Annotated in this window: 11 protein-coding genes; 9 read left to right on the forward strand and 2 right to left on the reverse strand. The window is 62.5% G+C overall.

The genetic code is table 11. The annotated features are described in order from the left end of the window. Positions 1 to 7: 7 nt before the first annotated feature. Positions 8 to 1,114: an NAD(P)/FAD-dependent oxidoreductase gene (locus P3T22_RS16395; protein WP_063494516.1), complete on the reverse strand. Its 1,107-nt coding sequence runs from the start codon at positions 1,112 to 1,114 to the stop codon at positions 8 to 10. Positions 1,115 to 1,544: 430 nt separating this feature from the next. After that, on the reverse strand, positions 1,545 to 2,522 hold the full coding sequence (locus P3T22_RS16400; protein ID WP_429325477.1) for an AAA family ATPase: 978 nt from the start codon (positions 2,520 to 2,522) through the stop codon (positions 1,545 to 1,547). A gap of 294 nt (positions 2,523 to 2,816) precedes the next feature. Between P3T22_RS16400 and P3T22_RS16405 the strand changes: the two genes are divergently transcribed. From P3T22_RS16405 to P3T22_RS16445, 9 genes are all read left to right on the forward strand, one after another. Further along, the gene (locus P3T22_RS16405; RefSeq protein ID WP_429325478.1) at positions 2,817 to 3,320 is read left to right on the forward strand and encodes a hypothetical protein; all 504 of its coding nucleotides are present in this window, start codon (positions 2,817 to 2,819) and stop codon (positions 3,318 to 3,320) included. A gap of 73 nt (positions 3,321 to 3,393) precedes the next feature. Beyond that, positions 3,394 to 4,191, forward strand: a complete 798-nt coding sequence (locus P3T22_RS16410) for an endonuclease/exonuclease/phosphatase family protein (protein WP_429325479.1) — start codon at positions 3,394 to 3,396, stop codon at positions 4,189 to 4,191. 478 nt (positions 4,192 to 4,669) lie between these two features. Then, positions 4,670 to 5,440 carry a ferredoxin--NADP reductase gene (locus P3T22_RS16415; protein WP_007179649.1) on the forward strand — a complete coding sequence of 257 codons (771 nt, stop codon included), beginning with the start codon at positions 4,670 to 4,672 and terminating at the stop codon, positions 5,438 to 5,440. A 432-nt stretch (positions 5,441 to 5,872) separates the two neighbouring features. After that, positions 5,873 to 6,709, forward strand: coding sequence for a sensor histidine kinase (locus P3T22_RS16420; RefSeq protein WP_429325480.1), 837 nt, complete (start codon positions 5,873 to 5,875; stop codon positions 6,707 to 6,709). A gap of 10 nt (positions 6,710 to 6,719) precedes the next feature. Continuing rightward, positions 6,720 to 7,376 carry a response regulator transcription factor RqpR gene (rqpR, locus tag P3T22_RS16425; protein WP_063494511.1) on the forward strand — a complete coding sequence of 219 codons (657 nt, stop codon included), beginning with the start codon at positions 6,720 to 6,722 and terminating at the stop codon, positions 7,374 to 7,376. Between the two features lie 132 nt (positions 7,377 to 7,508). After that, positions 7,509 to 8,900: an amino acid permease gene (locus tag P3T22_RS16430; RefSeq protein ID WP_429325481.1), complete on the forward strand. Its 1,392-nt coding sequence runs from the start codon at positions 7,509 to 7,511 to the stop codon at positions 8,898 to 8,900. A gap of 429 nt (positions 8,901 to 9,329) precedes the next feature. Beyond that, positions 9,330 to 9,617, forward strand: coding sequence for a hypothetical protein (locus P3T22_RS16435; RefSeq protein WP_429325482.1), 288 nt, complete (start codon positions 9,330 to 9,332; stop codon positions 9,615 to 9,617). A gap of 601 nt (positions 9,618 to 10,218) precedes the next feature. Next, complete coding sequence (locus tag P3T22_RS16440; protein WP_429325483.1) at positions 10,219 to 10,731, forward strand: (2Fe-2S)-binding protein; 513 nt, start codon at positions 10,219 to 10,221, stop codon at positions 10,729 to 10,731. Between the two features lie 10 nt (positions 10,732 to 10,741). Continuing rightward, positions 10,742 to 13,123, forward strand: coding sequence for a xanthine dehydrogenase family protein molybdopterin-binding subunit (locus P3T22_RS16445; protein WP_429325484.1), 2,382 nt, complete (start codon positions 10,742 to 10,744; stop codon positions 13,121 to 13,123). Positions 13,124 to 13,125: the final 2 nt, after the last annotated feature.

Raw genomic sequence — 13,125 nt, forward strand, 5'->3', positions numbered from 1 at the left:
GCGACGATCAGGCGCGCCCGCTCAATTCGCAGACGCGCTGCGCAATCGCCAGCGAGGCCGTCAATCCCGGCGACTCGATACCGAACAGATTGACGAGCCCGCGCACGCCATGGGCGGCTGGACCTTGAATCACGAAGTCGGCGGCGGGCTCGCCCGGGCCGGAAAGCTTCGGACGAATCCCTGCATAAGCGGGCTGCAAGGCATCGTCGGGAAGCGCGGGCCAGTACGCGCGAATCGCCGCGTAGAAAGACTCCGCGCGATGCGGATCGACGTCGTAATTGATCGCATCGACCCATTCGACGTCGGGACCGAAGCGCGCCTGGCCGCCGAGATCGATCGTCAGATGCACGCCGAGGCCGGCTTCGTTCGGCATCGGATAGATCAACCTGCTGAACGGCGCGCGCCCCGAGATGCTGAAGTAGTTGCCGCGCGCGAGGTAGAGCGGCGGCACATGGCGCGCGTCGAGGCCGCGAATCGTGCGCGCCAGCGCGTTCGCGTACAAACCGGCGCTGTTGATCACGCAGGCGGCGCTGATCGTGGTCGGCGCGCTGCCGCCTACCTTGATGACGAAGCGGCCGTTGCTCGCCTCGATCGCCTCGACCGGCGCATGGAACGCACACACCGCGCCGTCGCGCTCGGCGTCGCCCTGAATCGCCAGCATCAACTGGTGACTATCGACGATGCCGGTCTGCGGCGAGAACACGGCCTCCACACATTCGAGCGCGGGCTCGAGCGCTTGCGCCTGGTCGCCGTTGATCCGCATCAGGTCGAGCACGCCGTTCTCACGGCCCTTCGCCATGATGCTTTCGAGCTGAGGAATCTGATTGCGCGAGGTGGCCACCAGCAGTTTGCCGCAGCGCGAATGCGGCACGTTGTGCTCGACGCAGTAGTCGTAGAGCATCTCGCGGCCGAGCACACAGAGCGCCGCCTTCAGCGAGCCGCGCGGATAGTAGATCCCCGCGTGAATCACTTCGCTATTGCGCGAGCTGGTGCCCACGCCGATCGCTTCGGCCGCTTCCAGCACGATCACCTCGCGCCCGCGCGCCGCCAGTGCGCGCGCCACCGCAAGCCCGATCACGCCCGCGCCGATCACTACACATTCGATTTGATCCATGTCCCTTGACGCGGCTGACCTCGCCGCGCGCTGCCTCGTTCACCCGATATACATGAAGACAGCGTACGGCTATCGAGGACCGCACACCGCTCGCTGTCGAACGCACCTGGCCTTACGCAACCGCTTTGCAAAATTGTACGACGCTGCACAGACAGAAATGCCCGCAGTCGAACGACTGCGGGCATTTCTGTCTTGAGCCTGTCTAAAACATATGGGCCAGACAAGATTAGTGTACGCCGTCGACGGTCGTCGCGCTCGACTCTTCATGCGGGCGGGACGCCATACGGTGCCGTGCGGCGACATGCAATCGCACCTCACAATTAGCAACAATTGCCAAAGCATTCATCATACTTTCAATATAGGTACCCGTCTCGTCGCCATAAAGAAGTCGCCCGAAGATGGATTTCAGGCAAAAAAATGACAAAAAGCCTCAAAAACCGATCGGTTTACGGCGATTTCCGTAATCCAGCCGGATGTCACGGGCATCGATCCAATCGCGCCCGTCGATCCGCGCCGCACCGAAGCCATTGAGAATCGCGCGCCGCATTTCACGGGGCGATGCCAGCTTCAGCGCGTCGAGCGCGGCGTCGCCGATAGTTTCGGGAAAGCGCAGTCCCCAGTTATGCGCCGAGCGAATCTCATCGTAGATCGATTGAGCGATACGGCGTGCGCCGTCATGATCCGGCGGCGGAATCTCGTACACGTTCATCCGGTTCAGAATCGGCTCCGGGATCGAGCGCTCGTCGTTCGCCGTCGCGATCCAGATCACGTGGCCGGCATTGATTGGAATCTCGGCGAATTCGTCGATGAAGGTCTGCGCCGTGTCGTGTTCGAGCAGCGCGTAAAGCGCGCCGAGCGGATCGTATTGCGAATCGCCGGTGGCCTTGTCGATTTCGTCGACCGCGATCACGGGGTTCGCGTAGCTGCCGTTCACGAGCGCATCGAACACCTTGCCCGGCTTTGCATTCTTCCACTGCGACGACGCGCCCGACAGAATCCACCCCGCCGTCAGCGAACTCATCGCCACGTATTGATAGGCGGTGCCGAGCAGCCGCGCCAACTGCTTGGCAAAGTGGGTCTTGCCGATGCCCGGGTCGCCGAGCAGCAGGATCGGCATCAGTTCGAGCCGGTCTTCAGTCTCGAGACACAGGGCAACCTGCTTGCGGATATCGTCGAGTGGCGCTGAAAAGTTGGGCAGCGCGTCGATCAGATCGTCGATCGACGGCATCCGGTTCGGCTTGACGCAGAAGCGCAGATTGCCGGTTTTCAGCATCTTTTCGTAAGTGGCGCGCAGCGCCTCGTTCGCGCCTTCGCCGAGATCGTTCAGCGCAGTCTCGACCTGATCGAGGTCGTACACCCGGCTGAAAGACGCCACGGCGATTTCCTGTTTGACCATTGCTGTTGTCATGACTCACCCCGTCTGACTGGTCCCGCTACTGCGGCACCTGGCGGGTGCCGTTTCAAGTCCAGTGTAACGAGGACATATTCGTGCGCAAGCCAGCAGTCGTGCGGCTCTGCTGCTAACAACGGCCCGTTTTCGTCGCCCCCCGAAGGAAGTCCCCCTGGGGCATTCCCACCTCACCTGAAATAGTGTGTTGCCGAACCCGGTCCCGTTTGAAGTGTCAGAAAAACGTTCAGCCCATCAGGCGTAAGATGGCCCTCTGACTACTCTGCCGGACGCAGTGACCGGAGACTCTTTTTTATGTGGAAAACCCGTATCGCCGCCGTGCTGACCGCTGCGCTGTTCAGCACCTCGCTGCTTGCGAACGCACAAGGGTCAACGCAGCAAGTCGTGCAATGGCAATTGCAGGTCATGCGCGACGGCCAGCAGATCGATTCATTCGATGGCACCACCACGGTCGGCCAGGCGCGTACGGACACGCATCACAAGGTGGTGCAGCATAACGTCGGCTGTAAAGACCAGCCCGGCGGCAGCATCGATCTGGCGCGCACGTTGACGGTCTCGCCGCTGCAGGCGGACACGAAGGCGGTCACGCTGTCGATCGAAGCCCAGGAAACGCTTGAGGAAGACACTTCGAAGCAAACCGATACCGGCTGCAAACTGCCGCCGCAACCGCGTCAGGTGAATGCGAGCCATCCCGGCCTGAAAGTGCCGGCCGGCCAGTGGACGAGCTGGACGATCGTCGACAAGGATCCGAACCTTGTCTATCGCGTGCGTGCGAGCCTTGCGAACAGCCCGAGCTAAGGCAACCCGGCGCAGTTCAAAGCAAACTCAAGCGAATAACCGAAGCCCCAACAGAACACGTGGACAACGCGGCATGCGAAACCCCGAAGAATTGATCCGCGAGAGCGTCGCGTCCAAGGATTTCATTGCGGTAAGCTGGAATCTTCATAAGGGCCGCACGCCGCTCGGCTTTCAGGCCTGGCAGGCCATGCAGCGCTGGGTTCAGTCGACCCATGCGGACGCCTATTTTTTGCAGGAAGCGATGGCGCGGCGCATGCCCTCGCCAATCCTGGCAAGTAGTTTTGGCTCGCCGCTCGCCGATCCGTTGAGCGATGTCTGGCATTGCCAGGCCACCGAGATCGCACGCGCGGCCGAACTCGAAATCGCGCTTGGGCCGAACGTGTTCAAGCCGTCGTGGCGGCATGGCAATGCGATATTGTCGCCGCATCCGCTCGATCTCGGCGGGCGCTGGGATATCTCCGCGCATCGCTTCGAAAAGCGCGGGCTGCTAGTGGCGCGGGCGACCTTCAGCGGTCATTCAGTCACGCTGCTGTGCGCGCATCTCGCGCTCACGCGTTCGGCGCGCTTGCGGCAGATGAACTGGATCGCGCACTGGATCGCGAAAGAAGCGCCGGAGGGCCCGCTGGTGCTGGCCGGCGATTTCAACGACTGGCGCAACGACTCCGTGCCACTCTTCGCCGAACACGGTCTGCAGGAAGTGGCCACGCTGCTCGGCGAATCCGCCCGCACGTTCCCGGCCTTCTCCCCTGCGCTGGCGCTCGACAAGATGTTCGTGCGCGGAATGAAGCCGGTCGAATGGATCCAGCCGACGCAGGAAACCGCGTGGCTGTCGGATCACTTGCCGTATATGGCGCGGTTGCGGGTGGAGTGAGCCAGGTTGAAGGGACGGCACGCAACTCGCCCGAGCGGCCCAATATTCCCCGCTTTCGCGCGGATTCCCTCTGCCTTTGCCAGTTTTATCAGCAGGGTCAATGCTGCGGTGCACGGCAGGTTTCGGTATCATCCTGAAAATGTTGCCCGCGCGGCGCGCCTATCCGGCGCATGCCGGACAGCCGATGGCAGCCGCGCTGCGCGGTTTTCGCCCATCGCCGTACCCTTGCTGAAGCGCGGCAGCAACCACGCCAACGTACTTCGCGGCGCCGATCGTATCGATAACCGGCACCGGCGCTTCCAGGTCCGGTAACCCGCTTCACCACGCTCAACCGCCGCGCGGCAGCCCTCGGGCAGCGGGCGCGGTAAAATAGCGGATTGCGCGTGATTCCCGACCTCGGGTTAGCGCAGCATCGCCCTTGCCGTGCCGGCCGGCTAAAACGACTGGCCGCCTTTGTTTTCGCACTATCCAAGAAGCCATGAGCAACCTGAATTCACAAACCGTCCTGAGCGTCCATCACTGGACCGATACGCTTTTCAGCTTCACTTGCACGCGCGATCCGTCGTTCCGTTTCGAAAATGGCCAGTTCACGATGGTGGGCCTCGAAGTCGACGGCAAGCCGCTGATCCGTGCCTACAGCCTTGCGAGTGCGAACTACGAAGAGCACCTCGAATTCCTGAGCATCAAGGTGCAGGACGGCCCGCTCACGTCGCGCTTGCAGCATTTGAAGGTCGGCGACGAAGTCCTGATCGGCAAGAAGCCGGTCGGCACGCTGATGGCCGACAACCTGCTGCCGGGCAAGACCCTGTGGCTGCTGTCCACCGGCACGGGTCTCGCACCGTTCATGTCGATCATCAAGGATCCGGACATTTACGACCGCTACGAGCGCGTGGTCCTGACGCACACCTGCCGTTTCGTCGACGAGCTGGCGTACAAGGAATACATCACGGATCACCTGCCGGCACACGAGCATCTGGGCGAGCTGGTGCAGGAAAAGCTGCTGTACTACCCGACAGTCACGCGCGAAGCGTTCCAGAACCGCGGCCGCATCACCGAACTGATCGAAACCGAAAAGCTGTTCGCCGACCTCGGCGTGCCGGGCTTTTCGCTCGAAAACGACCGCGTGATGCTGTGCGGCAGCCCGCACATGCTGCGCGACACGCGCAAGCTGCTCGACGACCTGGGCTTCCAGGAAGGCAGCAACAACGCACCAGGTCACTACGTGGTCGAAAAGGCGTTCGTGGGTTAAGCGGACACCCAGATTGAGCGGCTCACGCCGCATCATCAGCAGAAAGGAGCCTTCGGGCTCCTTTTTTGTTGCTCAGTTACAGATTGCCGCCATCGTGCTGACATTTGGCGTCAGCGTTCTTCCTACAACAGCGGCGTTGTAAAACGTCACCCGTTGCATCAAATTCCCGCGCTAACCCTTGGTGTGCCTGCACTCATTCTTTTTTTGAGATATCATCGCGGCGCACGAACGGTCGTTTAGCATGCATGTCATGGCACGACCGGTATGTTACTGAATGTAAATTTCGTTACGTCGTACCGTAGCAATGTGTCCGTCGCGCACAACGCGTCAAGGACATCACTGGAGGCCAGAGAGTCGCATGCGTTCTTTTGTCTTCGCGCCGCCGATGCGCACCCGCTTCGCCGTCCACCTTGCTTCCTGAGAGGGAAAGTCATGGATACGTCGACCGTCGTCCCGTTTAGCTCCCACACTCTGCCTTCACTTGCACACGCTGCGCAGCAATCCGCTGCTGAGCGCGAACTCGCGCTGCTGCGCGCCCGCGTGCGCGAACTGTCGGCGGAACTCGTTCAGGCGCAGGAAGCTGCCTGCCGCCATGTGGCGCGCGAGCTGCACGACGGCGTGGGCGCCGAGCTGACCGCGACGCGGTATGCCCTTGCCGGCATCGAAACCTGGCTGCCCGCCGATGCGCCGCCGCAATGCGCCGCCGCGCTCGCCGTGGCGAATCGTTCGCTCGACGCCGTGTGCGCCGCCAGCCGCCAGGTCGTCGCGGAACTGCATGCGCCATCGCTCGAGGCGGGGATCGCGGGGGCGCTGGCGCAATGGACCCGCGAGTTCGCCGCCCGCACGAACCTGCGCACGAGTTTCGTCTGCGCCGCCGACGTGCGGCTCACCCGCCTGCCCGCCGACGCGGCGCTAGCCGTGTTCCGGGTCGCGCAGGAAGCGCTGAACAATATTGCCAAGCACGCGCGCGCCGAATCCGCCGATGTGCGGATCGAAACCGGCCGCCACCACCTGACGTTGATCGTCAGCGACGACGGCATCGGCGTGACGCGCAACGCCCGCAGCCGTCGCGGCCATTTCGGCCTAAGCGGCATGCAGGCGCGCTGCGCTGCGTTCGACGGCACCTTGCAGGTCAGCGCCCGGCGGCTCGGCGCATGCTGCGGCGACAGCGGCGACGCAGCGCGCGGCACGCTCGTGCAAGCCCGCTTTGCATGGGATGCGATGCTGGCGAGCGCACCGGGCGCCGAGCGTCGCGCGCTGCAATCGTGAGCGCGCCATCATGAGCCTGCGCATCCTGCTCGCCGACGACCACGCGGTGGTTCGCCAGGGCGTCCGTCAGTTGCTGCTCGACCGCGGCGTGGCGCGTGAAGTCACCGAGGCGCAATGCGGCGCGGAAGCGCTCGACGCCGTCGCCCAACACAGCTACGACGTGGTGCTGCTCGACATTTCGCTGCCCGACATGAACGGTGTCGAAGTGCTCAAGCGCTTGAAGCGCAAAGCGCCGCGCGTGCCCGTGCTGATGTTCTCGATGTACCGTGAGGACCAGTACGCCGTGCGCGCGCTGAAGGCGGGCGCTGCCGGCTACCTGTCGAAGACGGTCGACGCCGCGCAGATGATCGCCGCAATCCAGCAGGTCGCGGCGGGCCGCAAATATGTCAGCCCGGCCATGGCCGAAGCGCTGGCGGACTATGTCTCCTTCGACGGCGAACAATTGCCGCACGAAAAGCTCTCGGACCGCGAATACCAGACGCTGTGCATGCTCGCGTCCGGCAAGCGGCTGACGGACATCGCCATGGCGCTATCTCTATCGGTGAAGACGGTCAGCGTGTATCGCACCCGGCTACTCGAGAAAATGAAGCTGCGCAATAACGCCGAGCTGACCTTCTATGTAATGAGCAACCGTCTCGTCGATCTGAATCCAGCGATGGCCGGCTGACATCGGTCTGCGATCGCTGCACGGCCGGCAAACACCGTCCCAAAATGGTGCGGAAGCGCGCATCCGTTAAAATCGCGGGTTTCCCCGACATTCGGCGCGCAAGATGCGTGCACCACTGGAGACCCACCGCCAATGTCCCTGTTCCGCAAGAAGAGCGTCGAGCACATGATCGCTGCGAGCGCCCAGAACGCCGGCTTGAAGAAAGCGCTCGGCGCGCTCGATCTGACTTTCCTCGGCGTCGGCGCCATTATCGGCACCGGCATTTTCGTGCTAACCGGCACGGGCGCCGTCCAGGCGGGCCCGGCGCTGATGGTGTCGTTCCTGATCGCGGCGATTGCCTGCGGGTTCGCCGCGCTCGCCTATGCCGAGTTCGCGTCGACGATTCCGGTTGCCGGATCCATTTACACGTATTCGTACGCGACGCTTGGCGAACTGGCCGCGTGGATCATCGGCTGGGACTTGATGCTCGAATATGGGCTGGCGACGTCAGCGGTGTCGGTCGGCTGGTCGGGCTATCTGCAATCGCTGCTGTCGGGCTTCGGCGTCAGCCTGCCGGTTGCGCTGACGGCGGCGCCGGGCGCCTTGCCGGGTCACGAGACATGGTTCAACCTGCCCGCTTTCCTCGTGATGATGGCGATCACGGCGCTGTTGTCGCTTGGCGTGCGTGAATCCGCGCGGATCAACAACATCATGGTGGCGATCAAGGTGGTCGTGGTGCTGCTGGTGATCGGCGTGGGCGTCTTCCACGTGACGCCGGCGAACTGGCATCCGTTCATGCCGAACGGCTGGAACGGCGTGTTTGGCGCGGCGGCGGTGATGTTCTTTGCGTTCATCGGCTTCGATTCGGTGTCTTCCGCTGCGGAAGAAGTGAAGAATCCGAAGCGCGATCTACCGATTGGGATCATTGCATCGCTGGGCGTGTGCGCGGTGCTGTACGTTGCTGTGGCGGCTGTGGTCACCGGTATCGTGCCGTCGGCGCAGTTCGCGAACATTTCGCATCCGGTGTCATATGCGTTGCAGGTAGCGGGTCAGAAGTGGGTCGCGGGTTTTATCGACCTTGGCGCTGTGCTGGGCATGCTGACGGTGATTCTGGTGATGGCTTATGGCCAGACGCGCGTGATCTTCGCGATGTCGCGGGATGGTTTGTTGCCTGCCCGGCTTTCTCGTGTGCATCCGAAGTTTGCTACGCCGTTCTTTACGACGTGGCTCGTGGGGATTTTCTTCGGGCTGATTGGCGCGCTGGTGCCGTTGAATGTGCTGGCTGAGCTGATCAATATCGGCACGTTGGCCGCGTTTTCGATGGTGTCGATTGCGGTTCTGGTTTTGCGCAAGACGCATCCTGAGTTGCCGCGGGCGTTTCGGTGCCCTGGTGTGCCGGTGGTGCCGGTGTTGGCGGTCGCCTCTTGTCTGTTTTTGATGGTTAATCTTCAGGCTGTCACCTGGGTGGCGTTTGTTGTCTGGTTGCTCATTGGGATGGTTATTTATTTTGGCTATTCGCGGCGGCATTCCAAGTTGGCGAAATAAAGGTTCTGGTTTTTTTGCCTGCTCGGCGCTTTTTGTCTGTTCTTCTGGCTTTGGTGCCTTTCCTTGAATTGATATTGGTGTATTAGCGTCGCCCCTGTGCGGGGCAGCACTTACTTCTCTTTGCCGCCGCAAAGAGAAGTAAGCAAGAGAAAGCGGCTCAAACCGCCAATGCTAAGTGGGGGCCGTGGTTTGCACAGGGTAGTGGCGCATCTGGAATCAGTGTTCTCGCACATTCAGCGTTAGTGACAAAGGAGTCATCAGCTCCCACTCCGCACTAAGTGCGTCGCGGACGGGCCTGCATGGGAAACCACAGGCTTCGGTTGACGTCCGTACGGACCATCGGCTTCGCCTCGGCGACGCGCCTCTGCACTCACCCGGGAACCCCCACTTCAAATGATATGTCGGTGTGCTGAATCACCGCCCCTGCCGTTGCCCCTGCCGTTGCCCCTGTCGTTGCCGTTGCCGTTGCCGTTGCCGTTGCCATTGCCATTGCCATTGCCATTGCCATTGCCGTTGCCGTTGCCGTTGCCGTTGCCGTTGCCGTTGCCATTGCCATTGCCGTTGCCGTTGCCGTTGCCATTGCCGTTGCCGTTGCCGTTGCCGTTGCCGTTGCCGTTGCCGTTGCCGTTGCCGTTGCCGTTGCCGTTGCCGTTGCCGTTGCCGTTGCCGTTGCCATTGCCCTTGCCATTGCCGTTCCAATCGGAATCGGGGTGGTGATGGCGGAGCGATGACGGGCCACGCCCCGTTGGCGAGGCATGAGCGTCAAAACGTAGGGGGTGGTTTTGTGAAGTACTCTTCGGCGCGCGCAGCGCCGCTGGAAGTATGACGCCCTTGTCACTAACGCTGAATGTGCGAGAACACTGATTCCATATGCACCACTACCCTGTGCGAACCACGGCCCCCGCTTAGCATTGGCGGTTTGAGCCGCTTTCTCTTGCTTACTTCTCTTTGCGGCGGCAAAGAGAAGTAAGTGCCTGCCCCGCACAGGGGCGACGCTAATAAACCAATATCAATTCAAGGAAAGGCCAACGCCGCAGGCAAATAGACAAAGCGCCACGCAGGCAAACAAATCAACCCAAGCCCAACGCCGTAGGCCTACAAAAAACCAACCGCCGCACAGGCAAACAAGCCAAACAACCGCCGAGCAGGCAGACAACCCAATAGCGCGCCCACGCAATTTGTGCTTTACTTTTCGGCAGCCCCATAAAAAAGCACCGCAAAAGCGCCAAACCCGCAGCCCCCTCATCGGACCCCACGAACAGGCAGCTGAAGGCAGGAAAAACAAAGGTCCGGTTTCACCCCATAAGGAGACAACTTCATGGCGATCAGCATCAGTCTGACGGTGAACGGCGCGCCCATCAGCGCCTCAATCGACCCTAACACCCTGCTTGTCCAGTTCCTGCGCGATCAACTTCGCCTCACGGGAACGCACATCGGCTGCGACACCGCCCAGTGCGGCGCATGCACGGTCCACCTGAACGGCCGCGCAATCAAATCCTGCAACATCCTCGCAGTCCAGGCCGAAGGCGCCGACATCACCACCATCGAAGGACTCGCCAAAGACGGCGCCCTCCACCCGATGCAAGCCGCCTTCAAACACTGCCACGGCCTGCAGTGCGGTTTCTGTACGCCTGGCATGGTGATGAGCGCGGTCTCGCTCGTCGAGCGCCAACCCAATCTCACCGGCGACGACGTGCGCGCCCAGCTCGACGGCAATCTCTGCCGCTGTACGGGCTATCACAACATCGTCAAAGCCGTGCTCGAAGGCGCCGAAGGCATGAAGTCCGCCAGCACGGCCAGCGCCGCGGCCACTGCGCCAGCCACCGCCTGAGGAGCCGACGATGAACGCACCCGACACCCACCTCATCGGCGCTTCCGTCGAACGTAAGGAAGACTATCGTTTCCTCACCGGCAACGGTCAGTACACCGACGACATCGTCCTGCCGCAGCAAACCTACGCGGTGTTCCTGCGCTCGCCGTACGCGCACGCAAGGATCAAAAGCATCGACACCACCGCTGCGAAAAAATCGCCCGGCGTCGTCGCGATCTTCACCGGCGCGGACATGGCCGCGGACAACGTCGGCGGACTGCCGTGCGGCTGGCTGATCCACAGCACCGACGGCAAGCCGATGAACGAGCCGCCCCATCCGATCATCGCGCACACGAAAGCGCGCCACGTCGGCGATCAGGTCGCGCTCGTCATCGCCGGCTCGGTCAAGGCCGCAAAAGACGCGGCCGAACTGATCGAAATCGATTACGACGTGCTGCCGGCCGTGGTCGACACCGCGCACGCGGCCGATCCGGGCCAAGCCGCGGTGCACGACGAGGTGCCGGACAACGTCTGCTACAACTGGGGCCACGGCGACAAAGCCGCGACCGACGCCGCCTTCGCCAAAGCCGCGCACGTCACCACGCTCGACATCGTCAACAATCGCCTGATCCCGAATGCAATCGAACCGCGCGCGGTCAACGCGAGCTACTCGGTGCAGGACGACAGCTACACGCTCTACGTCGCGAACCAGAATCCACACGTGGAACGCCTGTTGATGGCCGCGTTCGTGCTGTCGCTGCCAGAATCGAAACTGCGCGTCATCGCGCCGGATGTCGGCGGCGGCTTCGGGTCGAAGATTTTCCTGTACGCCGAAGATGTCGCGCTGACGTGGGCTTCAAAGAAGATTCGCCGCCCGATCAAGTGGACAGCGGAGCGCTCGGAAGCTTTCGTGTCCGACGCGCACGGCCGCGATCACGTGACCAAAGCCGAACTGGCCATGGACGCCGACGGCAAGTTCCTCGCGATGCGCATTCATACGATCGCCAACATGGGCGCGTATCTATCCACCTTCGCGTCGAGCGTGCCGACCATCCTGTATGCGACGCTGCTCGCCGGCCAATACGCGACGCCCGCCATCTACGCCGAAGTAAAAGCGGTCTTCACCAACACCGTACCGGTCGATGCCTATCGTGGCGCAGGCCGTCCGGAAGCGACGTACGTGGTCGAGCGTCTGGTCGAAACCGCAGCACGTGAGATGAATCTCGATCCCGCCGAAATCCGCCGCCGCAATTTCATCCGCGCGTTTCCGTACGCGACGCCGGTCGGCCTCACCTACGATACCGGCGATTACGACGCCACGCTTGACCGTGCGCTCGAACTCGCCGACGTAAAAGGGTTCGCCGCGCGCAGGCAGGAATCCGAAAAGAACGGCAAGCTGCGCGGCCTCGGCTACTCCTGCTACATCGAAGCCTGTGGTTTGGCGCCGTCGAACATCGCCGGAGCATTGGGCGCACGAGCCGGGCTCTTCGAAGTCGGCCAGATTCGCGTGCATCCGACGGGTTCGGTCACCGTGTTCACCGGCTCCCACAGCCACGGCCAGGGGCATGAGACGACCTTCGCGCAGGTCGTCGCGGACCGGCTTGGCATTGCGCTGGAAAGCGTGGAGGTCGTTCACGGCGACACTGGCCGCATTCCGTTCGGCATGGGCACGTACGGCTCGCGCTCGATCGCGGTCGGCGGCTCGGCGATCATGAAGGCGCTCGACAAGATCGAAACCAAGGCGAAGAAAATCGCCGCGCATCTGCTCGAGGCCGCAGCGGAAGACATCGAGTTCAAGGACGGCGTGTTCCGCGTCGTAGGCACCGATCGCACCAAAGCATTCGCCGACATCTCGCTCGCCGCTTACGTGCCGCACAACTATCCGCTCGACGTGCTCGAACCGGGTCTCGATGAGTCCGCGTTCTACGATCCGAGCAACTTCACGTATCCCTCGGGCTCGTACGTCTGCGAAATCGAGGTCGATCCGGAGACGGGCGTGTGCCGCATCCAGCAGTTCACCGCGGTCGACGATTTCGGCAACGTGATCAATCCAATGATCGTCGAAGGCCAGGTGCACGGCGGGCTCGCTCAGGGCATCGGGCAGGCCATGCTGGAGCGCTGCGTGTACGACAACGAGAGCGGCCAGTTGTTGTCCGGCTCCTACATGGACTACGCGATGCCGCATGCGTCCGATCTGCCGAACTTCACCGTCGAAACCGTGAAGGGCACACCGTGCACGCACAACCCGCTCGGCGTGAAAGGCTGCGGCGAGGCGGGTGCGATCGGTTCGCCACCGGCGGTCATCAACGCGATCCTCGACGCGCTCGCGCCGCTCGGCGTGACCGACCTGCAAATGCCGGCGACGCCGCATCGCGTGTGGTCCGCGATCCACGCGGCCAAGCAACCCCACTGAGA

Origin of the sequence: Paraburkholderia sp. GAS348, assembly GCF_050434205.1 — a bacterium.
In the GTDB taxonomy this organism is placed as follows: Bacteria; Pseudomonadota; Gammaproteobacteria; order Burkholderiales; family Burkholderiaceae; genus Paraburkholderia.

What these genes read in the sequence shown, in the direction of transcription:
- rqpR (WP_063494511.1), top strand. Translation starts at nt 6,720, where the DNA reads ATGAGCCTGCGCATCCTGCTCGCCGACGACCACGCGGTGGTTCGCCAG.
- P3T22_RS16400 (WP_429325477.1), bottom strand. Translation starts at nt 2,522, where the DNA reads ATGACAACAGCAATGGTCAAACAGGAAATCGCCGTGGCGTCTTTCAGC.
- P3T22_RS16445 (WP_429325484.1), top strand. Translation starts at nt 10,742, where the DNA reads ATGAACGCACCCGACACCCACCTCATCGGCGCTTCCGTCGAACGTAAG.
- P3T22_RS16405 (WP_429325478.1), top strand. Translation starts at nt 2,817, where the DNA reads ATGTGGAAAACCCGTATCGCCGCCGTGCTGACCGCTGCGCTGTTCAGC.
- P3T22_RS16440 (WP_429325483.1), top strand. Translation starts at nt 10,219, where the DNA reads ATGGCGATCAGCATCAGTCTGACGGTGAACGGCGCGCCCATCAGCGCC.
- P3T22_RS16410 (WP_429325479.1), top strand. Translation starts at nt 3,394, where the DNA reads ATGCGAAACCCCGAAGAATTGATCCGCGAGAGCGTCGCGTCCAAGGAT.
- P3T22_RS16430 (WP_429325481.1), top strand. Translation starts at nt 7,509, where the DNA reads ATGTCCCTGTTCCGCAAGAAGAGCGTCGAGCACATGATCGCTGCGAGC.
- P3T22_RS16415 (WP_007179649.1), top strand. Translation starts at nt 4,670, where the DNA reads ATGAGCAACCTGAATTCACAAACCGTCCTGAGCGTCCATCACTGGACC.
- P3T22_RS16395 (WP_063494516.1), bottom strand. Translation starts at nt 1,114, where the DNA reads ATGGATCAAATCGAATGTGTAGTGATCGGCGCGGGCGTGATCGGGCTT.
- P3T22_RS16420 (WP_429325480.1), top strand. Translation starts at nt 5,873, where the DNA reads ATGGATACGTCGACCGTCGTCCCGTTTAGCTCCCACACTCTGCCTTCA.